The organism is Escherichia sp. WS1451 (assembly GCF_046487365.1).
GTDB lineage: Bacteria > Pseudomonadota > Gammaproteobacteria > Enterobacterales > Enterobacteriaceae > Escherichia > Escherichia coli.
The window spans coordinates 14,660-36,892 of sequence record NZ_JBJQJP010000018.1 but is presented as its reverse complement, the minus strand read 5'-3'; the positions used below and the strand labels follow the sequence as shown (position 1 = coordinate 36,892).

General features: G+C 55.4%; 28 protein-coding genes and 1 pseudogene. 5 read left to right on the top strand and 24 right to left on the bottom strand.

Annotated features, from left to right (window positions below; genetic code table 11):
- Positions 1-10: 10 nt before the first annotated feature.
- Both nikB and nikA read right to left on the bottom strand, forming a co-directional pair.
- Complete coding sequence (gene nikB, locus ACJHX7_RS19725) at positions 11-2,710, bottom strand: IncI1-type relaxase NikB (protein WP_001360283.1); 2,700 nt, start codon at positions 2,708-2,710, stop codon at positions 11-13.
- Between the two features lie 10 nt (positions 2,711-2,720).
- On the bottom strand, positions 2,721-3,053 hold the full coding sequence (gene nikA / locus ACJHX7_RS19720; protein WP_001283947.1) for an IncI1-type relaxosome accessory protein NikA: 333 nt from the start codon (positions 3,051-3,053) through the stop codon (positions 2,721-2,723).
- A 233-nt stretch (positions 3,054-3,286) separates the two neighbouring features.
- Here nikA and ACJHX7_RS19715 point away from each other — a divergent pair.
- A pseudogene (locus ACJHX7_RS19715) lies at positions 3,287-3,621 on the top strand (molybdopterin-guanine dinucleotide biosynthesis protein MobC).
- Between the two features lie 85 nt (positions 3,622-3,706).
- On the opposite strand, the gene ACJHX7_RS19710 reads toward ACJHX7_RS19715, so the two are convergent.
- Positions 3,707-4,555, bottom strand: a complete 849-nt coding sequence (locus ACJHX7_RS19710; protein WP_001599394.1) for a DUF4942 domain-containing protein — start codon at positions 4,553-4,555, stop codon at positions 3,707-3,709.
- Positions 4,556-5,133: 578 nt separating this feature from the next.
- On the opposite strand from ACJHX7_RS19710, the gene ACJHX7_RS19705 reads away from it, so the two are divergent.
- Positions 5,134-5,385, top strand: coding sequence for a helix-turn-helix transcriptional regulator (locus ACJHX7_RS19705; protein ID WP_000148285.1), 252 nt, complete (start codon positions 5,134-5,136; stop codon positions 5,383-5,385).
- Positions 5,386-5,415: 30 nt separating this feature from the next.
- Here ACJHX7_RS19705 and ACJHX7_RS19700 read toward each other — a convergent pair whose 3' ends face one another.
- The 20 genes from ACJHX7_RS19700 to ACJHX7_RS19605 form a co-directional block, all read right to left on the bottom strand.
- A complete protein-coding gene (locus tag ACJHX7_RS19700) occupies positions 5,416-5,637 on the bottom strand; it encodes a hypothetical protein (RefSeq protein WP_001604501.1) in 222 nt (73 codons plus the stop codon).
- Positions 5,637-6,551 (bottom strand): Rpn family recombination-promoting nuclease/putative transposase, encoded by a 915-nt coding sequence (locus ACJHX7_RS19695; RefSeq protein WP_000038334.1) that lies wholly within the window; start codon positions 6,549-6,551, stop codon positions 5,637-5,639. Before ACJHX7_RS19695 ends, ACJHX7_RS19700 begins: the two co-directional genes overlap by 1 nt.
- A gap of 64 nt (positions 6,552-6,615) precedes the next feature.
- Positions 6,616-6,882, bottom strand: coding sequence for a hypothetical protein (locus ACJHX7_RS19690; protein WP_001247862.1), 267 nt, complete (start codon positions 6,880-6,882; stop codon positions 6,616-6,618).
- Between the two features lie 93 nt (positions 6,883-6,975).
- Positions 6,976-7,410 carry a hypothetical protein gene (locus ACJHX7_RS19685; RefSeq protein ID WP_000218858.1) on the bottom strand — a complete coding sequence of 145 codons (435 nt, stop codon included), beginning with the start codon at positions 7,408-7,410 and terminating at the stop codon, positions 6,976-6,978.
- Between the two features lie 728 nt (positions 7,411-8,138).
- A complete protein-coding gene (locus ACJHX7_RS19680; protein WP_000117618.1) occupies positions 8,139-8,639 on the bottom strand; it encodes an antirestriction protein ArdA in 501 nt (166 codons plus the stop codon).
- Positions 8,640-9,100: 461 nt separating this feature from the next.
- Positions 9,101-9,658 carry a hypothetical protein gene (locus ACJHX7_RS19675; protein ID WP_282655698.1) on the bottom strand — a complete coding sequence of 186 codons (558 nt, stop codon included), beginning with the start codon at positions 9,656-9,658 and terminating at the stop codon, positions 9,101-9,103.
- A 35-nt stretch (positions 9,659-9,693) separates the two neighbouring features.
- Complete coding sequence (locus ACJHX7_RS19670) at positions 9,694-10,413, bottom strand: plasmid SOS inhibition protein A (RefSeq protein WP_001276261.1); 720 nt, start codon at positions 10,411-10,413, stop codon at positions 9,694-9,696.
- A complete protein-coding gene (gene psiB, locus ACJHX7_RS19665) occupies positions 10,410-10,844 on the bottom strand; it encodes a conjugation system SOS inhibitor PsiB (RefSeq protein ID WP_282655700.1) in 435 nt (144 codons plus the stop codon). The genes ACJHX7_RS19670 and psiB overlap by 4 nt, the downstream gene beginning before the upstream one ends.
- A 54-nt stretch (positions 10,845-10,898) precedes the next feature.
- Positions 10,899-12,857 (bottom strand): ParB/RepB/Spo0J family partition protein, encoded by a 1,959-nt coding sequence (locus tag ACJHX7_RS19660; RefSeq protein WP_282655701.1) that lies wholly within the window; start codon positions 12,855-12,857, stop codon positions 10,899-10,901.
- Positions 12,858-12,915: 58 nt separating this feature from the next.
- Positions 12,916-13,149, bottom strand: a complete 234-nt coding sequence (locus tag ACJHX7_RS19655) for a DUF905 family protein (RefSeq protein ID WP_000006012.1) — start codon at positions 13,147-13,149, stop codon at positions 12,916-12,918.
- Between the two features lie 57 nt (positions 13,150-13,206).
- Positions 13,207-13,734, bottom strand: a complete 528-nt coding sequence (locus tag ACJHX7_RS19650) for a single-stranded DNA-binding protein (RefSeq protein WP_001276114.1) — start codon at positions 13,732-13,734, stop codon at positions 13,207-13,209.
- 770 nt (positions 13,735-14,504) lie between these two features.
- A complete protein-coding gene (locus ACJHX7_RS19645; protein WP_001027495.1) occupies positions 14,505-14,696 on the bottom strand; it encodes a hypothetical protein in 192 nt (63 codons plus the stop codon).
- Positions 14,693-15,115 (bottom strand): DUF1380 family protein, encoded by a 423-nt coding sequence (locus tag ACJHX7_RS19640; RefSeq protein ID WP_000271694.1) that lies wholly within the window; start codon positions 15,113-15,115, stop codon positions 14,693-14,695. Before ACJHX7_RS19640 ends, ACJHX7_RS19645 begins: the two co-directional genes overlap by 4 nt.
- Positions 15,116-15,161: 46 nt before the next feature.
- The gene (locus tag ACJHX7_RS19635; RefSeq protein WP_001198889.1) at positions 15,162-15,587 is read right to left on the bottom strand and encodes an antirestriction protein; all 426 of its coding nucleotides are present in this window, start codon (positions 15,585-15,587) and stop codon (positions 15,162-15,164) included.
- 416 nt (positions 15,588-16,003) lie between these two features.
- The gene (locus ACJHX7_RS19630) at positions 16,004-16,774 is read right to left on the bottom strand and encodes a hypothetical protein (protein ID WP_069722655.1); all 771 of its coding nucleotides are present in this window, start codon (positions 16,772-16,774) and stop codon (positions 16,004-16,006) included.
- A gap of 50 nt (positions 16,775-16,824) precedes the next feature.
- Positions 16,825-17,259, bottom strand: coding sequence for a DUF1380 family protein (locus ACJHX7_RS19625; RefSeq protein WP_000274472.1), 435 nt, complete (start codon positions 17,257-17,259; stop codon positions 16,825-16,827).
- 12 nt (positions 17,260-17,271) lie between these two features.
- A complete protein-coding gene (locus tag ACJHX7_RS19620) occupies positions 17,272-17,493 on the bottom strand; it encodes a hypothetical protein (protein WP_001104885.1) in 222 nt (73 codons plus the stop codon).
- Positions 17,494-18,177: a DNA methylase gene (locus tag ACJHX7_RS19615; RefSeq protein ID WP_089558122.1), complete on the bottom strand. Its 684-nt coding sequence runs from the start codon at positions 18,175-18,177 to the stop codon at positions 17,494-17,496.
- A gap of 75 nt (positions 18,178-18,252) precedes the next feature.
- Positions 18,253-18,558: a hypothetical protein gene (locus ACJHX7_RS19610; RefSeq protein WP_282655702.1), complete on the bottom strand. Its 306-nt coding sequence runs from the start codon at positions 18,556-18,558 to the stop codon at positions 18,253-18,255.
- Positions 18,559-18,561: 3 nt separating this feature from the next.
- Complete coding sequence (locus ACJHX7_RS19605; protein ID WP_282655706.1) at positions 18,562-19,464, bottom strand: DUF1281 domain-containing protein; 903 nt, start codon at positions 19,462-19,464, stop codon at positions 18,562-18,564.
- A 416-nt stretch (positions 19,465-19,880) separates the two neighbouring features.
- Here ACJHX7_RS19605 and ACJHX7_RS19600 point away from each other — a divergent pair, with 416 nt between their 5' ends.
- From ACJHX7_RS19600 to ACJHX7_RS19590, 3 genes are read left to right on the top strand one after another with little or no spacing between them, the layout of a single operon-like run.
- Positions 19,881-20,129, top strand: coding sequence for a DinI-like family protein (locus ACJHX7_RS19600; RefSeq protein ID WP_000618110.1), 249 nt, complete (start codon positions 19,881-19,883; stop codon positions 20,127-20,129).
- Positions 20,126-20,563 carry a translesion error-prone DNA polymerase V autoproteolytic subunit gene (gene umuD / locus ACJHX7_RS19595; protein WP_032285024.1) on the top strand — a complete coding sequence of 146 codons (438 nt, stop codon included), beginning with the start codon at positions 20,126-20,128 and terminating at the stop codon, positions 20,561-20,563. Before ACJHX7_RS19600 ends, umuD begins: the two co-directional genes overlap by 4 nt.
- The gene (locus ACJHX7_RS19590; protein ID WP_052971087.1) at positions 20,563-21,834 is read left to right on the top strand and encodes a Y-family DNA polymerase; all 1,272 of its coding nucleotides are present in this window, start codon (positions 20,563-20,565) and stop codon (positions 21,832-21,834) included. Before umuD ends, ACJHX7_RS19590 begins: the two co-directional genes overlap by 1 nt.
- Before the next feature lie 4 nt (positions 21,835-21,838).
- On the opposite strand, the gene ACJHX7_RS19585 is transcribed toward ACJHX7_RS19590, so the two are convergent.
- Positions 21,839-22,231, bottom strand: a complete 393-nt coding sequence (locus tag ACJHX7_RS19585; protein ID WP_000340829.1) for a plasmid partitioning/stability family protein — start codon at positions 22,229-22,231, stop codon at positions 21,839-21,841.
- Between the last annotated feature and the right edge of the window lie 2 nt (positions 22,232-22,233).

Here is a 22,233-nt window from a genome sequence, read left to right as displayed (position 1 = left end):
GGCCTTTTTTTTAACCTGGAGAAGGCGGTTCCCAGCGTTTATCCTGCTCCGGCGGAGGCAGTGATGCGTCATCGTTGCTGTTCGCCGCGATATAATCGCGGTAGTAGCGTTCACTTCCTTCACGGTGATGATCCACGTCCGGTCGCGTAATCCTGTAGTCTTCGTGACCGGTACGGCCTGTCACATTATGCCAGGCAACCATTTCAGCAAAGACCTGGTTAAATTGTTTGTCGTTTCCTTCTGGTTCAAAACCCATGCGTGGATCACGCCCGAATAATACCGGTGCAATCAAATCCAGTTTATCTGCCAGCGCATTGCGGTCATGGTGATTACGGAAAACAACCCTGTCACCATAATCCGTACAGACAAACTCTCCCGTCCGACGGTCACGGAAACGAACACTCCCGTTCTTCTGCAGACGGGCCTCGAGATCACCGGTATTACCGTATACCGGCGTTCCGCCCGGTTCACAAAGCACGACACAGCGGTCTGTCGTCGTTGTGCGTGACCTGTCTTTACGGCGATCGCGATAATCCCAGCCTCTCAGCTGCGATACAGCAGCCCTGTCTCCCTGAGCAGCCTGAATTTCGACCCACTGACGGTAAGAGGGTGGATACCATTTCCCATCAGCAATAAGTTTCTGTCGCTCATCCCTGATGTCTTCTTTCAGCCTGATCAATGCCTGCATTCGCTGAACTTCTGCAATGTGATAATGCAGCTTACGTAATGCCGGATCATCGTACTGCGCACGAATGTGTGACTTCCGCAGACGGCATGCCTGATGAATTTCCCGACAACGTTCCCCATAACGCAGATCTGGTTTACGCCATTGTTCACGCCATGCCAGATAGCGGGCACGCAGGTCAGCACGGGCCTCAGCTCTGGCTTCACGTCGCTGCCGGCGCAGCATTGGGTCACGTTTACTGCTGACCCCGTACCTGTCACTGACAGCCAGCTCCGGGTTATAGCGACTTTCAGGTTGCACCCTGTCAAACAAATCTGCTGGGGCACTCACAAAAGGTCCGGCCTGTGGCTCTGCACGCCCCAGTGTCAGATCAGGATGAATGCTGCTGGCCTTCACCGGCGTTTGCTCATGATTAAAGGCATCAACGACAACAAGCCCGTGATGTTGTTTCTGTAGCATCAGTCCCTGTTGTGCAAACAGCTCATGACAACGCTGCCAGGTAAACTCACCCTGTGTGATCATTTCTTCAATCTGAGGGCTACAATGGCTGATGCTGTATCCCCACAGACTTTCTTTGTCAGAAAACAGTTCGCGTTTGATAGCCCCCTGCGGCCCCGTGCCTGTACGCATACGGTGCCATTCTTTATCGGTCGCAGGACAGCTCTCCATACGACGACCACGGAAGCGTTCTGTTGGCGTAACCTGGCGGAAAATATCTGTTGGTACAGGCTGCCAGCCACCATCGAGTTGATTCACATTGTCGAGCGTCAGCAGCGACCATACGCTGTCAGCACGAACGGGAGTCTGGTTATGATCATAACCGTCACAGATAACCAGGTGACCATGCTGAACACGCATCCATAATCCCGCTTCAGCCAGTGTGCGGTGAATAGCCTGGCAGTTTTCCAGCCGTCCTTCCCGTGCCATTTCCGGCAGACGTTCTCCAAGATGACGACAGGCATACTGCTGCAGACTTTCTGTTTCAGCGATTTTTTCCGGGCGAACATCAGCGGCAATGAAGTCCGGATTATAGCGTCCTGGTGCTTCCACCTGGCTGAAAATGTCTTTTGGTACTGGCGTGTAGTCACCCATTTTTTTCATGAGTTTTTCTGCACACCAGGAGGGACCAAACGAGTCAAGCTGTACACCTTCCCTGTTGCGATCCCAGCCATCCATCACCAGAAATTTTCCGTCCATCTGAGACAGGTACAGACCATCTTCCGCAAGACGACGATGCAGGGATAACCAGTCATTTACAGGTTCACTGCGTAAACCAGCGACCGCTGTCTGCGCGACATACTCGCGAAAAGTTTGTTTTTTCCCGCGTGTCCACGCGTTCTGGCGATCACGTTCAACGGCGGTTTTGCGAACGATACGATTTCCCGGTGCATGGACCCAGCAACCGTTATCCGGAGCAAAACCATGCTTCAGTTCAAGCTCACGGCAGGCACGACTAAGTTTTTCCTGACTCCAGGATAACCGGTTCAGATAACCCGTTTCAGGGTGTACCCGGTTAACAGCCACATGGACGTGCAGATTATCTGTATCAGTATGCACGGCAGAGACATACTGATGGTCGGCAAGGCCGAGTGATTTCAGCGTATGACGTACACTGTCATAAATCTGTTCCGGACGCGGGCTTTCATGTGACTGCCAGGAAAGGATGTAGTGAAAAACAGGATCAGTGTCATCTTTTGCATAGTGTGCCTGCCGGGCAATGTACTCCATATCTGCAGCGGCCGTTTCAAGAGAAGTACAGTTATGAAAGCAGGTGACACCATAAAAGTTGACCCATTCGCAGCCGTCCTTCATGACATCAACCAGCGCCACGAATGACTCATTTCGAAGACGTGTCGCATAATCAACAAGGCGACTGAAACGGCTTCGGTGCGGTTGTTCAGCCTGCGAAGAAGAAGATAAATCCAGTTCCTCATCGGTCATGTCATCCCGGACAGAGACGTAGGATACCAGGTCTTCGAACGAAGACTTGCCGTCCCTTCTCTTTTTCGGAATGACTGCATTCACCGGAGAATCCTCAACCTTCCATTAACTGTTTACGCAATGTATTTGTAAGTTCGGTTATGGCAACAAGCACTTCTGCGTATTCCTTGTCACCGGTTCTTTTTCCCTGAACAAACAGATGCTTCTGCATCCTTCCCAGTCTCATTAACTCCTTCAGAAAAGCATCATCTGTACGGGAGTTAATTCGCTTATTCAGTGCTGCATTTCGGATGTAAGCAGATACAGTAAGTCCGGAATCTTCAGCTTTTTTCCTGATGGTTTCATCCTCAACAGGAGAGAATCTGAGTGTCCTGACAACTGTCTTTTGCCGTACCTCACTTTTCTTTCTTACCGCACTATCACTCACTTCAGGCTCCTTACGGGGTGTCGGGGCGAAGCCCTGACCAGATGGCAATTGTAATAGCGTCGCGTGTGACGGTATTACAATTGCACATCCTGTCCCGTTTTTCAGACCATTATAGCCTGTTATTTTTGTGCATCATAGTCTTATGCAGACGGCAGAGGCAGGGCGCAGCCCTGCCAGGAGTCAGTTTTTGATGATAAAATCAGGCTTCAACATGAAACGGAGAGAAAGTGCCAATGGCTTCTAAAAAATTTTACTCAGATGATGACATCCAGCTGGCAAAAGCTGCTTTATCAGAATTGCCGGACCTCACCGCTCAACGGAAAACATTGCGTGATTTTCTTGATGCCATTCGTGATGACATCATTGTCCTGGTAAGGACAAAGGGTTATACACTGGCAGATGTTCGTGACACGCTCAAAAATGCAGGGTATGAAGTAGGAGAGAAGGCACTTCGTGACATTATTCGGGAAGCAGAATCGAAAAAACCATCCCGCCATTCTTCCTCTAAAACAGCACCTAAAAAGACGATTCAGGCAGGAAAGATGGCATCGATATGAACAACAATTGATGTGACAATGTCACATCGTGTTCTGAGATTATGATGATTACAGAAAAAAAAGCCCCGGCATAAATACCAGGGCTTTTCTGTTTAATCAGACTCGTGGCGGCAATGCACCTGGATAATGCCGTGCAATAATATCATTCAGTTTTTCAACAAGGTCAGAACGCTTAAAGACAATGTGTACGGTCCCTTTCTGGTAGCCACGCACCGTAAAATATTCCCCTTCTAACAGCTTACCGACATTGTCGCCGTTCCCGAGAAATTCACCATACTGCGCCCCGATGCTGTTCCTGAAGTCAGGAACGTTGCGCCCCTCCAGCAGATAAAACGGACGTACCAGGTCATCCAGTGCCTCCCGTCCGCTGCAGTCCAGCGTCACACGCCCGTTACTCCAGCGGTACAGCAGGTTTTCAATAATGATTTTCTTACCCAGACGGCAGGGATTATTGGTTCTGTAATCCCATGACAATTTCCGGTAGACATCAATCAGCCCCTGTTCAAACGTCTGCATTTTGCTGGCATTAAGATGGCGGAATGTTGCCAGTACATTGTCCAGGGTGATTTCAGGACAGGTGTCGCTCATCAGCTGGCTGTTCCACTCATCACGCTGGCATGAACTCATGAAGGTGTACATGCCCGTATCTGTCATCAGGCGGTCCCAGATTTTCCGGTCGGCAAGACGGGTGATATTCCTTTTCGCTTCTTCCGGCTTATCCATGCGACGAACGGAATCAGTCACGCAGTCTTCAAACCCGTAAAGAAAAATATCACCTGACGCATCGAGCAGAATCTTGCGCGCTGTCGCCAGGCATTCCATCGCCTGCATGAACAGTGCAATACCTTCGTTACGCTGCGCGATGATGCGGTCGATAGCCACAGACGGAATAACATCTGTCGTGCCGGCAGTATTCAGGTCAGCAGTGGGTAAAGTCTGATTCATCACATTGTCTCCTCATCGTCACGACTGCCGGGTCAGCCAGGTCATTTCCCGGAGGAGCGAAGCTCCTTCTGCCGTCCGGGTCTTAGGGTATTTCCCCGCAGTGGACCTTTCCGACGGGGGACGCTCACCACGTCACGGGGCAGTTGTCCGGGGGCAGACGCAAAAGTTTTTGACGCCAGCGGCAAAAAGTTTTGTGGCTGGTACATCTCTCCCCTGGACGACTGAAACGGGATGTGGTCGTGTATGTACCCCCGGAAAGTCCGTCTGCGGAGAACAGGCCGCAGTGCGGCGGCAGACAGGCAGAGACAGCTGCGCCATCAGGCGCAGTGGCCTTACACACCGTAAGGTGTGCAGGGAGCGCCGCATCCGGCGCGACCGGAGAAAACCGACGGCACAACAACGGCATGCGGTGGTCACTGGTACACCACTCCCGCACAGGTGAAAACAGAGAAAACAGCACGACATCCACAATCAAAAAAGTGAAATTTCTTCACTTTTTCACACTTATTTTTCGCGCTGATTTGGTGATTATGGTGATAAAATAAAGTGAAGTTTTTTCACTTTTTCAAAGGTATTTTATGACCGGCTGGGAACTGCGAATCTGGCGAAAAAGCATGCTCTGGTCACGCGAAAAAGCGGCCAGAGAATTTGGCGTGACACAGAGAACATGGCACGCCTGGGAAAATGCGGAGCAGGTGGATGTCACCGTCTGGAGGACCACCCAGGCACTTTCAGTCCGTGACCTGCTGCCTCACATGCAGGGGATGCGCAAGGCAGATATCATCAGGCGACTGGAAAATGAACTGGGGGAAACGGCAGAGGATGTGTGAGCGTAATTCACAGCCTGGCTGAATGCCAGGCTACTGCTCATCAGGAAACAGTTTTTTCAGTTCTTCACCGGAAAGTCCGGTCGCCTCCTGAATCCGTTCCGGCGGCCAGCCCATATCCCGCAGCCGGCAGGCTATTTCCCGCGCCACTTCAAGAGCGCCTTTTTGAATAAGACGTTCTGCAATCGTCATGCTGTTTGCTCTGCTCCTGCTGGCAAAAAAGCCCGGGATTTTGCCGGGCTTTGCGGTTCTCATCAGTGAGTTATTTTCTTCAGTTCGTCATCGGAAAGTCCGGTAGCCTGCTTAATCTGCTCCGGCGTCATCCCCATTTTCTGAAGCTGGCACGCAATAGCCAGGGCTTTTTCAAGCGCTCCTTCCATGCGTCCTTCCATCCTGCCTTCCTGGCGACCTTTTTGCTCAAGACGTTCTGCGATAGTCATCAGTTTATCCTCATGCTGCGGCAGACGCTCAGCCAGCGCCCGCATAAATTCCGGTGATACAGAGTCCCCTGCGTTAACGATGTAATGAATCAGAACACGCACCTGCTCGTCTGAAATTTCCACCATGACCTGCGGGAGTTTGTCCAGCAGCTCCATCATGTCACGATGGCGGATATGCTTCATCAGCAGCGTCAGTGCGGCCATCCGGCGATGGTTCATGATTTCATTGTCATCAACGACAGTGATATCAACCAGCGGAAACGGCTTTGTGTATATTTTAGCCGCAAGTGCCGGATTCTCAAAACAGTCCAGCCAGTTCATGCTGTACGGATACGGGCTGCGCTCACCATGATAGAACAGCACCGGAATCACCAGTGGCAACGTTTTGTGCTGCTCCAGATGTCTCTGCATCGCCGCCACACTGTAACGTAACATGCGGAAAGGCATGTACAGATTTTCGGTGCTCTGGTGCTCGATGAGCGTATAAACATAGCCATCTTCACCCCCGGTGGTTTTCACGCTCCAGAGGATATCGCTGGCGTACTGATGCAGGTCCGGCTCAACAAAGGTGGCGGGTTCCAGCTTCAGCGTGGACAGGTCGCACAACTGCCGGTACTCCGCCGGAAGATGCAGTTCCAGAAAATCTCTGGCGACGTCGGGATTCGCCAGGAACGACCGGAACGCGGCATCATGCGGCGTGGGCGTTGTGGTGTTTTTCTTCTTACTCACGGTTCCTCCTGGTGAGATGTCTGAACGTATCCTGCCGCCTGCACAGGCAGACGGCAAGGGTTAATCAGTGGCAGACCCGCTCAATTTCAAGCGCGCGGAGCAGGTGGCCCCATTCGCTGACTTTCATAGCGGGGATACGCACCCGCTTCTGCTCACTGCAGCGTCTGGCGATATGGCCGCTCATCGCCAGGACGTCCGGGTTAATCTCATCCTGTGCCAGCTCCTGACGTCTGAAGCGGGTATGGCGGTGCAGGGGTTTATTCTCCCGCAGGCACTCTTCACGCAGACGCTTTACATACTCGGCGGTTGCGAAGATAATTGATGGTCTCATGGCATAATCTCCATAGATAGTGATTGAGATGCCGGACTTCCTGGCGGGGAAGCGCCGGCGGAGAGAGGCAGGGTTTATCGCCCTGCCTTTTTTTCATTTCGGACAGCGACGCAGTGCCAGCGCGAGCGCTTTCATCTTCCAGCCTTCCGGTGTGCGGTACATCACCTTCCAGTAGCCGTCGATGAACACATAATGGAAGCGCACCTCTTCAGTGCTTTCAGTGGCAATAGCCTCCATGAAAGAACGGTACTCACGCGCCTCACTGTCCATCCGGAAACCACTGTCACGTCCGTAATAAGCCGTCACACCGTCCACCGGGTTCTGAAGCGTATGCCCGGCGGGTTTGTCACAACGGGGACCGAGGCAACGGATATCACCGTGTTCAACCAGGGCTTCGGCCTGCTGACCGGTGGCATAGTGGGTATGCAGGATGCGACCGTTCCAGGTCGGCTCACCGTGCAGGTGGCAGTAAACGGTACGGAACACCCCGTCGCGGCAAAAAACGGAAATCGTGCTGCTGACAGTCATGAAAACGTCTCCTTCTGCTGAATCAGGTCGCCGGGCCGACCGGTTGCTCCCCGGAGGGGCGAAAGCCCCTTCTGCCGTCCACTTCTTCGGGGTTTCTCCCCGCAGTGGACCTTTCCGATGGGGCGTCCGTCACCACGTCACGGGGCAGCTGTCCGGGGGCGGACGCAAAATTTTTTGCCGGGTTTATGGCTAAAAATTTTGTGGACGGTATATCTTCCCCTGGACTGCTGAAACGGGATGTGGTTACTCCAGCCCCCGGAAAGTCCACAGCGGGAAACAGGCCGCAGGGGTGGCGGCGGAAGGGTTGACTGCGCCATCAGGCGCAGTGGCCTTACACACCGTCAGGTGTGCAGGGAGCGCCGTTTCCGGCGCGACAGGGGCGGCGCGACCGGAACGGTCGCTGCAAGCCTGGTTTTTCAGACATCGGACCGTAGCGGCAGCCCGAAACCGCGCCAGCGGGTTCGGCGGAGACTGGCGGGTGCGCCAGCAGCTGCCTGTCGGAGTCGGGCCTGACGACCGGATGCCGCCAGGCAGCCGGGAGCCGAAGGTGTCCCCGCCTCCGGAAATCAGAACAACAGAAACGACATAACAGAAAAATGCCTCACACCATGACGGGCAGGAAGGGCAGCGCCGCAGGCGCGGCCCTCCTGCATTTCAGGCAGGCGTAAGCCTGCCAGGGTTTTCCGGCGGCCTGGCAGGCCATACCCCCGCCGGAGCGGGGGAGTAAATCACCGACGGAACACATGACCGTCAATAAAGGTGAAGGAGTCCAGGAATAAATCCCGCGCATACGCCTCATAGTCAAAATAGAGCGCCACCGTCTCCGGCACGTCAGCCAGCAGGCCGGTATCACTGGCGAACTCAACCGCAAAAGCCTCCTCACTGTCAGCCTCGCCCCACCAGGCATCGCGGAAGGTGTCAAAATCCGTCTCACCGGTATCATCCACCCAGAGACGATAAGCCTCTTCGCAGCCTTCATCCCGTGCCTGGCGGAAGCCTTCAACCCAGGCCCAGTTGATATGGCATTCAGAGGCCATATTCCCCGGGAATCCCTCATAATCCTGAAACATCAGTTCAGGATCGGCTTCATCCTGGTGAAGAGCACGGCAGGCGGCGAAAAAGTCGCGCTCATCATCAAACGTGGTCAGGTCAAACCAGCGTCCGGCGATGCTTCCACAGTTGTATTTGTGCCAGGTTCCAACGTATACAGCAGGTGCAACAACAGACATTCCCGAATCCTCCATAGTCACATGTTCTGCGGCACCGGGCGGTGCCGTGCCTCCATAAAAGCCGGGCGATAAGGCGGGGATGCACAGGGCGCAAGGGAAGCCGCAGCCTGACGCACACGGCTGGCGGGAGTTGCAGGGTGAGGCCGCGAAACCTGAGCGGGCGAACGACCGGAAAATCACGGCAGACGGGAAGGAGGGACCGGGTGACCGCAGCGGCGAAGCGTACCCTTGCATCAACGCCAGCCCGGCTACGATGGAGGCACGGCACAGCCCGCACACGACGCTGAGGCCACATAACTGAAAAACCACAAGGCCATGCCCTGCATGGCCGGGTAAAGCGGAGCCGCCGGCGACTTCCTTATTCCGGCGAGTGCAGAGGACACGCCGCATGACCTCCAGACCACCCCTGATATGAAACGATCATGATCGGCGTGTCCCTGCGTAAAATATACATGCCTGGTTCACCGGAGAATATCTGTGATATCCACAAGTTTTCTGTCGCACAGCCAGTCCTGCGCTTCACGCACCACGCTACTGTCGGGTTTCACCGCTTTCAGCGATGATGCCAGTCGCTTGATCAACATAACCAGTTCCCGTATCTGTATGTCCGGCATTGTCTCCGGCGGAGCAGAGGGACTCTCATTTCCGACGCCCATCCCATGCGCTTCCAGTGTGGCACGGACAAACCAGGCGGCATCGATCAGTTGCTGGCGAATCCAGGTCAGATCGGCATTTCTGTCACGGGCTGCCATTCGCTCACCCGACAGCGCCTTGCTGATATGGCTGCGCACCAGATTATCCAGGAGTTCCTGCGCTTCTTCCGGTGAAAAGCCACCTGGTATCTCTGTGCGCAACAGTCCTTTCCTGTACAGTAGCTGCAGCAGATCAATCTGCGACCGCACTGCAACTATCAGTACATAACGGACAATATTCGCACTGGCGGTGGTTTCTGTATCATTCAGCAGTTCCTCCGGATCATTACCACCGGTATTGCAGAGCAACGGCAACAGAGGTCGCATCCACACGGGAACCTGATATTGTTAGTCTGATTTCATCATATTGCGTTCTCCAGCTTGTTCGGGATCATCCACTGCTCAAGTGCACGTACCTGTACCGGTGCACCACGACCGGCCTCACCGGCTTCAAAAATCAGCCGCCAGAGTGGTTCCTCCTGCCAGAAAAACCGGTCAAATGATGACAGTGATGGAAAACGCCCGCACCACCCCCAGAAAATCGTTTCCAGATCATGCTCCTCAACAACACCAGACCAGCGGGACAACCAGCTTCCGACCGTGGCGGGAGTATGAAACGCAAGGTCAATCTGCGCCTGAGCAAAACATGTCTGGTATTCCAGTTCCCGTCGTTCTGCCTCACGTTCCCGCTGGCGGCTGTATTTCTGCTCTGTCAGCGTGGTTTTCTGACGACGCCGCTCACCTTCACGAAAAGGAACGGACGGGAACAGACGATGCCCCGCATCGGATGGCAGGGGAAGAACACAGACTTCACCAAAACTTTCAATCAGTTTATCCACGGCAGCCAGCCACAGGAGACGGTTGCCATGAAATTCCTCCTTCGTCAGCGCAGGAGCAAAAAAGCGGAGATCGGTCAGCGAAATCCGGCGACTGCCATTCAGGCAGCGAAAGAAAGCGCTGGCATAAGGCCATGCTGAAAGTGTGCGTCCCTGACGACGACGTTGTTCGGTGACAGCCACAGCCTGCATGGCGGCCTGTTGCTCTGCGCTGAGGGGGATCAGTGCCCGTGAACGTGCGCTCATGCCTGACCTCCTTCTGCCATCAGGATATGGATGATGTCGTTAACACTGTACCCCTGCGCATCAAGTGTCGCGGCAAGCGCCAGCGTGTGACTGATAGCGACAGGCGTGAAGATATGTTGCACCTGAACGACGGCGAAAGGCTGTCCACCACAATTCACCAGAACCAGCATCCAGAGCCGAGAGACGTCTCCCGGCGAACATAATGCCAGGTGGAAACGTTCGTGGGCTGGCGTGAAACGAACCTGGACGGGGAAAAAGCCCCCGAACTCACTGCCATACTCGCCATTCATCATCCAGTTAGCCGGTGCGTCCACTTCACGCATCACCTCGTGAGTGAGATTACGGCGCATATCGCTTCCCGCAGCACGGATATCTTCATATTCCTGTGCGTTCATGGACTGCAGGGCATTCAGGGTCAGTTCAGTTTTCATCACGGTATCTCCCTTGCTGCCGCCCCGTCTCCGGCGGGGCGGTGTGGTTGTTCATCAGGCGGCATCAGCCAGGTTATCGGTGCGTTCAGTGGCATCTGTCTGTGGATGTGGTGCACACATCCAGCCTGGAACCCAGCGGTTGTCTTTCATATGGTGCTCTGCATGTTCAGCCGCATCACCTTTCTTCATCTTCTCCACGTCCCGTGCGGCACCGGACAGTCCTGCCTCATTCAGGGCTGTGATAATCTGCGGCTTTTTCAGGTGTCCGAAAAAGTTTGCTTTTGTCGGCTGCCACCAGTCGCGCATGTGAAAACCAATGGCGCTCTCCAGCGTGTCCAGCGGGCTGCGTGACGTGTGACCACACTCGCGGGTCTGAACGCCGTGGATGCTGCACGCGGTGCAGAAACTGAGCAGGGATAACAGCACCTCCTGACTGAGTGACAGGAACGTCGTCATGTCCCGTGACCATCCCTCCGGTAACAGGGCCGCAAGACGGGCTTTTTCTGCCATCATCGCCATGAACGCGGCACCTTCCTTCCCTGACGGCGCATCGCTGGTCAGCGAATAATGTTTACATTCCAGGCTGATTTGTGCTGGTTTACTGTACGCTCCGCTGCCAAACACATTCAGGCAGAGCGTCCATGCCAGCAGTGTCAGGGATTTGTCCGGTTGCTGCATGAGTGCCGCCTGGACTGCCAGCGTGCGTTCGGAAGACATTTTCGTCAGCAGTGGCAGACTGATTTCCGCCACTGATGCTTTCTCCTGCACCTGTTCCGTGCGGTCAGCGTCATCAGTCGCGTCATCTTCACTGCGCAACTGCACACCACGCTGGACACATACGTTTCCATAACGCCAGGACACCACCACGCCACTTCCGGCACGCATCTCCGGCGTCCACGCCCTGACCTTCGCCATGCAGTCAATCAGCTTCATTTCTGCTTCCAGCAGGTCAGATTCCTCACACTGGTTTTCCAGCGCGTCGTAACGTGCCATCAGTTCGTTCAGGCGTTCTTCTTCTGCCTCCGTCAGCACCGCTTCCGGCTCCGGCAGACTGCGGTATGTTCCGGCATCCTCACGGCAGGAACCAACAGGCTCCATACGTCCGGCGCACCATTCCCAGCCTTCTGCTTCCCGAAGGTGTTCAGCGACAGCCTGGAGTTTTTCCAGCAGGGCAGCATCGAGCGCAACACAGTCCACATAGCCACCCTCGTCGTCGCTGAACAAATCGGTGCGCAGTTCATCTGGCGAGAAGGCATCAGCCCCCACAAAGCGGAATTTAGTGTTCCCCGCCACCGCCACTTCACTTTCGGTCACCAGACGACGAATGGTCTGTACTTCCGGTTTACCGCCCCATCCCGACTGACAGGCGGCTTCAAACACCTGCACCTGACGCGCGGTGTCGTTCTCCAGCGCCAGCGCCTGACAGTGCTCTGTGGTGATGCGGTCTTCTGCCAGCGCATCGAGGATGACAGGCGCAAGGTCTGCCAGTTTCAGCATTCGCTGAACGTGGCGGGGCGAATAACCCAGCAAATCACCGATTTGTGCCGGTGTTTTGCCTTCCTGCGCCATTGCGCGGAATCCGGCAATCTGTTCGGCAGGGTGCATATCCCGACGCTGACCGTTTTCAGTCATTGATGCGGCAGTCGCCAGTTCCTGCGGAATAACCTTCACGCGTACAGGACAGTCAGCCGTAAGGATGTTGCGCTCTGCCAGCATGTTGAGTGCTGCCAGTCGGCGACCGCCTGCGGCGACACCGTAACGGTCACCTGGCAGGGCATGAACAACCAGATTCTGTAACAGGCCGACACCTTTAATGGAGTCCGCCAGTTCGCTGACGGACTCCGCAGAATACGGCACCGTGCGCACATTCAGCGGTGACTTAATCAGCGAGGCCAGCGGCACGCTCACTTCCTCCGTCTGCGCCAGCAGGGCAGACAGGACTGTTTCCTGCGTTTTTGCATATTTACGGCTTGCTTTGCGGGTGGTTTCTGGTTCACACTTCGTTACAGGCATAATCATCCCCTTATAATTGCTTATGTCCTGCCGGACGTTCGCGCGTCCGGCACCTCTCTTACTTAAGAATCCCGAAATCCCTGATGGCATGATTCATCCAGTACCCGGCACCGTCCTCAAAATTCCAGGTACGCCAGACCAGGGCACCGTTATTGCGGACAACCAGGCGAAAATGTTCCCCGTGGTCATCCTCGATAAAGACGTTCCGGTACTGTGCGGCAACGGCTTCCGCCTGTTCGCGGGTAAAGGAGCCGTCCGGCAGCCCCTGAAGTATTCTGAAATATTCGCTCATCCTCATATCTCCGGTGATGCCCCGCGCAGGGCGGGGCGGTTATCACAGTCAGGCCAGTCAGAACGGGATATCGTCTGAAAACCCGTAATCCTCCCCCTCCGGCGGTTGCGGCTGAGGCTCGGGCTGCGCGGCCTTACGTCCACGGCCTTTCGTTTTCGCGCCACCTTTTTTCGTCGCGTCAGCACTCTGTGGCTGCCCATTCTGCTGAGGCTTCGGTTGCGCCTGAGCGTTCTGCTGTGGTGCACTCCCCAGCATCTGCATGGTGCCCGTGGTCTTAACAAGAATTTCAGTGACGTAACGGGTGATACCGTTATCTTCCCAGCTACGGGTACGGAGTTGCCCCTCGATGTAGACCTGCGCGCCCTTGCGCAGATATTCACCGGCCACTTCCGCGAGCTTGCCGAACAGCACCACGCGGTGCCATTCCGTCTGCTCCCGCATCTCCCCCGTCTGTTTGTCGCGCCAGCTTTCTGACGTAGCCACCTGCAGGTTTGCCACTGCGCCCCCGTTGGGGATGTAACGGACTTCCGGATCATTGCCCAGACGCCCGACGAGGATGACCTTGTTGATACCACGTGCACTCATAAGAACCTCCTGACTGAAAGATGTGAGATAAACCGGATACCGGCGACGGGACGTTCATGTGCCCCTTCAGAGGAGCGAAAGCTCCTCCTGCCGTCCACTTCACAGGGGTTTCTCCCCGCAGTGGACCTTTCCGATGGGGGCCCGTTTACCGCCTCACGGGACAGCTGTCCGGGGGCGGACGCAAAATTTTTTGCCGGGTTCATGGCTAAAAATTTTGTGGCCGGTGCATCTCACCCTGGACAGATGGAACGGGAGGGGGTTACGTCTGCCCCCCGGAAAGTCCACAGCGGGAAACAGGCCGCAGAGGTGGCGGCAGGAGGGAGGACTGCTGCGCCATCAGGCGCAGTTTCCTCACACACCGTCAGGTGTGCAGGGAGCGCAGGTCACGGCGCGACAGGGGCGGCGCGACCGGAACGGTCGCTGCAAGCCCGGGTTTTCACGCATCGGACCGTAGCGACAGCCCGAAACCGCGCCAGCGGGTTCGGCGGAGACTGGCGGGTGCGCAAGCAGCTGCCTGTCGGAGTCGGGCCTGACGACCGGATGCCGCCAGGCAGCCGGGAGCCGAAGTGGGCGCAATAAAAGACAGCCAGAAACGGTGACAGTGTCACGGAATATCACACCTGTTCCCTGCATACAGCCATACACTACCTTCTGACCGGAAAGCCGGGCCGGCAGCGCCGCAGGCGCTGCACCCCGCATTTCCGGCAGGCGTCAGCCTGCCAGGGGTTTTCGCGCGGGCTGACAGGCGGCCTCCACCGCCTGCCCCTGTATCACCTGTTTCTGCTGCCCTGAAGGATGTAGTGACCGCCCAGGAAAACAGCCTGCTGATTCGCCACAAAATCGCAGATTTCATCAACAATCTGCGCAGTGGTGAGCGGTTTCTGCCCCATTTCACGACGCCGCGCATTAATCACGGCTTTGTAATTGCGCAGAATTTCGCGGGTTTCTGTGCTGATATTCATGACATGTGCTCCCCGTCCAGCGCCTGTAACACAACGTCCATTGCTTCGCGTTCTTCCCTGACGAATGCGTCACCGTCGCCCCCGTTCTCGCTCCCGACGGCATACAGGCGCTTCATTTCACTGCCTGCCAGCGCCATCACTTTTTCCAGCATCACCGCCGGGACTGTCACCTGACGGCTGGCGCGCTTTTCTTCCATCAGCTCACGAACAACGTCGTGAACAATGCTGACATCCGCACCATGCTCAAAGGCATCGTCCAGTCGCTGCATGACGGTTTCCAGCTCATCGTCTGTCAGACTCCAGTCCTGGGCTATGTGGCGCACATCCCCACGGGTCAGCACCACGGCAAAAACGCATTCACTGTCCGGCACGTCTGTATCCAGTACATCGCGGATAATTTCTTTAACAGTACAGTACATGTTCTCGTCTCCTTTACAGGGGCGTCATTGCCGCCCCGTCCGTTAATCAGTCCAGTGCTGCGTAAATCGCGTTGCATTCAGGGTGAAATTCGATGTGACGCCACAACTGCGCATCGCGCATCCGGTAAAGCTGGGTCAGTCCTGCATCCCCGCTGTCGTGGTACAGCCACAACTGGCGGTTAATCACAAGGGAGGTAAGGATGATGCCTGCGGCATCAGCACTCACGGTACGGTCAAACCAGTTTGCACCGTTCACCATGTGGAAACGGTCGCCATCCGGCATCATGTAGCCGCCACCGTCCGGCAGGCGGATGAAGTGCCAGAATCCGCCTTCGTATTCCGGCATCATTTTTTTCGCCAGCGCGTACACAGACGCCTCGACATACAGAAAATCCTGGCCAAACAGGTAAGGCAGAAAGAAGAGGCGGTCGCATTCTTCAACATTCAGAGTGACAGGTTTCGCATATTGCATGATGTTTTCCTCCGTTGTTCACATATTCCGCGACACCGGGCGGTGCCGTGCCTCCATAAAAGCCGGGCGAACAGGCGGGGATGCAGGGGCGCAAGGGAAGCCGCAGCCTGACGCACACGGCTGACGGGAGTTGCAGGGTGAGGCCGCGAAACCTGAGCGGGCGAACGACCGGAAAATCACGGCAGACGGGAAGGAGGGACCGGGTGACCGCAGCGGCGAAGCGTACCCTTGCATCAACGCCAGCCCGGCTAAGATGGAGGCACGGCACAGCCCGCACACGACGCTGAGGCCACATAACTGAAAAACCACAAGGCCATGCCCTGCATGGCCGGGTAAAGCGGAGCCGGCGGCGACTTCCTTTGTGCTCTTTCCGGTGACCGGCAGGAAAAAGGCGGGGATTTTCCCCGCCATCGTCATCATTTCCGGATTTTTGCCAGGGCATCCGCCATGCTGCGAATTTCAGCCCGGGCTTCCCGGACCACCTCCCGCAGAACACCACGGTCAAACCAGCGGCGGGGCGGTTCATCCGGTATACGCAGCACATCGCAGGCCAGCCCACTGGACAGGATATGCTCAATACAATCGCTGACCAGGTACATTTCCACCGACGAAAAACGTGCTCCCCGGTTCACGATGGCATCGAGCACCACGGGCAGGTTTTCGTCATCTTCATCGAGCCAGCAGGGGTGATCGCTTTCCTTCACGACCAGGCGAAAGCGGCGCGTCTGGCGGGTCAGCAACGTCTGACCGGTGGTGGTCAGCGCCGCACGGATACGCCGCGCATCTTCTGCCACCTGGTAACAGATGCTTCGTACCGCATCGTGCACCGCATCAAGAACAGCCCTGATTTCGTCTTCGGTCAGCCATTCTCCGGCATACGGGAAAGACACCTGCGTTCCGTCTGCCGGAAGTACCGGCAGCGATTGCCACTGACTGCCGGACAGTACCAGTTCCGCCCCGGTTCCGGTCAGTCTCTGAATGGCGGAGGCCAGGAGCGGCGGCAGTACGCCGCCGTGACGGTTGATAAGTAACGTCGCCAGCCGGGGCGCATCCAGCCGCACGTAAATGCTGATCCAGCCCGGATACTTCGGGTTACGCTGGTCAACATCCGTCTCTTCCGGCCAGCCCTGCGCCAGCAGCAGGTTACGGGCGTGACGACAAACCAGTGCATTCAGCGTTTTGTTCATGATTAAGCGTTCTCCCTGTATCGCCGCCCGCAGGGCAGGCGGCGATAACATCAGTTGTTTTCGTGTGTGTTGTTTTTCAGCAGGGTGCGGGCCTGATTAATCACTGCCTGACGGCGGGTAACACATTCCGGGACGGCAAGGCCGTTATCACGGGCGGCCCATTCACGTTTCCACAGTGCCTGTTCAGCGGTCTGAATCAGGGACGCCAGCAGTTCAGCAGAGACGGTCACCAGGCGGTTTTCGCTCACGTTGCTGATAATCTCCATCGCAGCGGCGGAAGAAATACCGGACTCCATCCGCTGGTCTTCCGGGATGTCCTCCAGGTGCGCCAGGACAGTCCTGATTTCATGATCGGTCAGAGAAATTTCCATACCGTCGGCCAGTGCCTGAATCTCTTCCGGGGACCAGATAAGCAGCATCAGCGGCGTGTTTCCCGGATACTTTGCTGCCAGCTCACGGCAGAGCGTTTCGCATGTTCCGTACATTTCGTCTCCTCCTTAATCTTTGAAGCACGCATCCAGTTCAAGAATTTCGGTATATGCCTCCATCAGGAGGCGGTTTGCGCGAAACAACGTCTGACGCACCAGACGTTCCGGCAGGGTGTCAGCATTAAAGCTGTACCGCCGCTCCATCTCATTCATGGTTGTACGCAGGTCGCACATGGCATTGGCCACCTCCGCCACTTCGGCGCGAAGTTTTTCGTGTCCGGCATAGTTCATTTACGCAGCCTCCGGCATAAACCAGTCATCATTCGCGGCCCCCTGCTGCATGGCCCGTTGTACGGCAGCCAGTCGTTGCTGTCCGGCACGGTGATACTGCTCAAGCAGCTCGATACCGATATACCGGCGTCCGGACTGGAGGGCGGCAACGCAGGTTGAGCCGCTGCCTGCAAACGGGTCCAGCACAATTGCGTTCGGGTGTGTGAAGCTCTCAATCAGTGGTTGCAGGCTGGTAACGGGCTTTTCCGTCGGGTGATGACGATTGCCTGAATATTTCCAGCCCAGCACGTCGGGTAATGGCTTCTGAGGCAGCGCCGGACGGCCTTTTGCCAGGATATAGGCGCATTCGTGACGGTACGCGACATACGCAGATTTGGATGTGTAGTTTTTGGTGAACACAAGGTGCCCTACCACGCTGAATCCGGCGCGTTTCCAGGCCGCCATAAAGCGGTCAATACGGTTCCAGCCGTAGAAGCTCACCATCAGCGCATCTTTTTTCAGCACGCGGTACATCTCATTGCTGGCAGGTTGCAGCCAGTCATCATTAACGTCACCGGCAATGGTGCGCCCGGAACGGTCACGGAAACCGACGAGATATGGCGGGTCGGTTAAGATGAAATCAATGGCGTTATCAGGAATCGTGGCCATAACATCGATGCAGTTACCGAGGACAAAACGGGACATACAAAACTCCTTCTCTTACAGAGGGCACCGGGAGGGCACCCCTGTGGTGCCCGTTCCCCGCTGCCTGTGGGCTGTTCACCGCGTCCGGTAACGGGTCAGGCCGACCGTGGAATACCGCAGCCGTCGTCTTTTTGACGGCAAGGTTATGCCGCGAAAGCGGCTTGAAGGGCGTTCATCAGAAAAGGGCGACTGGCTGGCGTACACTGTCACCGACGCCAGCCGGGAGCGGTAAAAGCGCCCGTCCCGTGCCCGGCCGGACGCGGGACACTGACCACAGGTAGCGTTTATGCCGCGCCGCATCAGCCGGCGCAGTAAAAAGAGGAGCACAGCGACATCCTTTACCGGAAAAGAAACGGGCGGTTGCCCGCCCGTCTCCGTCATACTTCATCCGCCATAATGCGCCACCTTGTCGACTATCCACACAGGTCCGGTGACTTCCGGCAGCTCATCATCATCTGTCGGATGTGACCATTCCAGTTCCCCCCACAGCACATCAACGAGCTCTCCGCGCTCATACAACTGCCAGCCACAGAAATCACAGCCCTGTTCGGCATACCAGTGCTCCAGCGTGCAGCTGAAACGGCGGCTTAATTCTGCAATAACGTCGCTTTCCGGCTGACACCACGGCGTGTCGAAATCCACCTTAATGAAGTTGTCTCCCTGACTGCTGATATTCACCTCATACCCACAAGGCCACTTCACGCCATACTGTTCCGTATACCAGTGATATGCAGAAGGAACACCGTTCAGAACACCACCGTTAAAGCCATTCACTTCAACATCCAGGCGGGTGGGCAGAACCGTCAGCAGGTCAAACGGCATGGTTTTTTCCGGCAGTACGTTGTCACACAGACGGTTCCACCACACCGATACAGCCTCGTTACTCCAGAAGCCACACCAGTCACCTCTTTTTGCGGTGAAAAGTGCGGTGATGGTATCCCTGACATCGTCCGGTAATCCTTCCCAGCGACGCTGGCCAGTACCGCTCTGCAGCCAGAGTTCATGCAGCATCAGGCAGTTTTGCTCATCCAGCAGTACACCGTTCTGCAGGTATGTCAGCCAGCGGGTGAACGCGATATTCTCCGGCGATACAACGCCACGCCCGGCAGCCGTCAGTCCGGGGCATGGTTCAAACCGCACATCTTCAGTGGTCTGCAGAAGTCCGGCACTTCCGGCCAGAAACAGCTGAATACCTTCATTTGTGGCGCGGCGATAAAACGGTGTGACTGCACCGCTGGCCAGTCGTTTAATCTCAGCAATCCGTGCCGGTTCACCAGAAAAATGCATACGATTTGAGCACCAGTTTGGCATGGGAATTCTCCTCTCACATGCGGCCTCCATCAGGCCGTGCCGCACCTGTAACCGGGCGACCGCATACGAATGCAGGTGCGGCCCCGAAGCCGCAGCGCGTGGAGGAGGAACGACGAAACGTGACCGGGTGAGGAGGCCGGCGACAGCGACACACTTGCATCGGATGCAGCCCGGTTAACGTGCCGGCACGACCTGGGTGAACAGGTATTTTGTCCACAGAACCGTGCACAAAATGCTGTGGATAAGCTGGACACAGCAGTCCACAGCAGGCATACAGCCACACCCTCAGAGAATTGAGCGTTTTTTAGTCACAATATGACATTTGACTGTGTGTGGATTCAGTTATTAGAATACTGTATATATATACAGCAAAAGAAAAGGGAGATGAGAACATGATCCGCATTGAAATTCTTTTCGACCGCCAGAGCACAAAAAACCTCAAATCAGGCACACTTCAGGCGCTACAGAATGAAATCGAACAACGTCTGAAACCACACTACCCGGAAATCTGGCTGCGTATAGACCAGGGCAGCGCCCCGTCTGTATCTGTCACTGGAGCCCGCAACGACAAGGATAAAGAACGTATCCTGTCTCTGCTGGAAGAAATCTGGCAGGACGACAGCTGGCTGCCTGCAGCATGAGTACCGTTTATCACCGTCCGGCTGACCCTTCAGGCAATGACAGTTACGTGCGACCGTTGTTTGCCGATCGTTGCCAGGCCGGTTTTCCTTCGCCTGCCACTGATTATGCTGAGCAGGAACTGGATCTGAACAGCTATTGCATCAGCAGACCTGCAGCCACCTTCTTTCTGCGCGCCAGCGGTGAATCGATGAACCAGGCTGGCGTGCAGAATGGTGATCTGCTGGTAGTGGACAGGGCCGAAAAACCACAACACGGGGACATCGTTATCGCTGAGATCGACGGGGAGTTCACCGTCAAACGACTGCTGTTGCGCCCACGCCCGGCACTGGAGCCGGTTTCAGACAGCCCGGAGTTCCGCACACTGTATCCGGAAAACATCTGTATTTTTGGTGTTGTCACTCACGTGATACACAGGACGCGGGAGTTACGCTGATGTTTGCACTGGCTGATATCAACAGTTTCTACGCCTCATGTGAAAAAGTTTTCCGCCCGGACCTTCGCAACGAACCGGTCATCGTACTCAGCAATAACGATGGCTGTGTGATCGCGCGCAGCCCGGAGGCAAAAGCCCTTGGCATCAGAATGGGGCAGCCCTGGTTTCAGGTGAGACAAATGCGCCTGGAGAAGAAAATACATGTATTTTCCAGCAATTATGCGCTGTACCACAGCATGAGCCAACGGGTTATGGCTGTTCTGGAGTCGCTTTCTCCCGCAGTTGAGCCCTACTCAATTGATGAAATGTTCATTGATTTGCGGGGGATAAATCATTGCATCTCTCCGGAGGTTTTTGGTCATCAGCTCAGGGAACAGGTAAAGAGCTGGACAGGACTCACCATGGGGGTGGGCATTGCGCCTACAAAAACGCTGGCTAAAAGTGCACAGTGGGCAACAAAGCAATGGCCACAGTTTTCCGGTGTGGTCGCGCTGACGGCAGAAAACCGTAATCGGATCTTGAAGCTACTGGGGCTGCAGCCAGTTGGTGAGGTCTGGGGAGTAGGACGCAGACTGACGGAAAAGCTGAATGCGCTGGGTATTAACACAGCACTGCAGCTGGCGCAGGCTAACACGGCATTCATCCGGAAAAACTTCAGCGTCATTCTTGAGCGTACGGTACGCGAACTCAACGGCGAGTCCTGCATATCCCTGGAAGAAGCACCACCGGCAAAACAGCAGATTGTCTGTAGTCGCAGTTTTGGTGAACGAATCACAGACAAAGATGCCATGCACCAGGCTGTTGTTCAGTATGCAGAGCGGGCCGCAGAGAAACTACGTGGGGAGCGTCAGTATTGCCGGCAGGTGACGACATTTGTACGGACATCCCCCTTTGCAGTAAAAGAACCCTGTTACAGCAATGCCGCTGTGGAAAAGCTTCCATTGCCCACACAGGACAGCCGGGACATTATTGCCGCAGCATGCAGAGCGTTAAACCATGTCTGGCGTGAAGGGTACCGCTATATGAAGGCAGGAGTCATGCTGGCTGATTTCACACCATCGGGTATAGCGCAGCCGGGATTATTTGATGAGATCCAGCCCCGTAAAAACAGCGAAAAGTTAATGAAAACACTCGATGAACTGAACCAGTCTGGAAAAGGGAAAGTGTGGTTTGCGGGGCGAGGAACCGCCCCTGAATGGCAAATGAAACGGGAAATGCTCTCGCCTTCGTATACAACACAATGGACTGAGATCCCCATTGCTTCATTCTGATATATCAGAATAATTTTTGCATTTTAAGGCGCACATCATTCATTGCCTCCTGCACCGAATCAGTAGCAGAAGGAGGCATTTTTTCAGCAGATTGCAAAGCACCGAGTTCAGTCAACACAGCTCTGATATCGGCCTGAGAAGGCTTCCATCCAGTCGTCTGACTGAGTAAGGTTACAACCTGATCTGCTGAAAACTCCTCGCTCAAAATGGCAGTCAGCAATACAGGCAGGCGAGGATCAAGTTGGTGTAACGCCATTCCAGAAATAAATGCATTCCGGAACAGCTCACCACGCTCAGAACGCGGAACGGACTCTATCGCTTCCAAAGTTTGAAAGTCTGCAGCTTTTTCCGGATGCAGATAAAGTGTGAATTTTTTCCTTTTCCGTTCATCGTCCACAA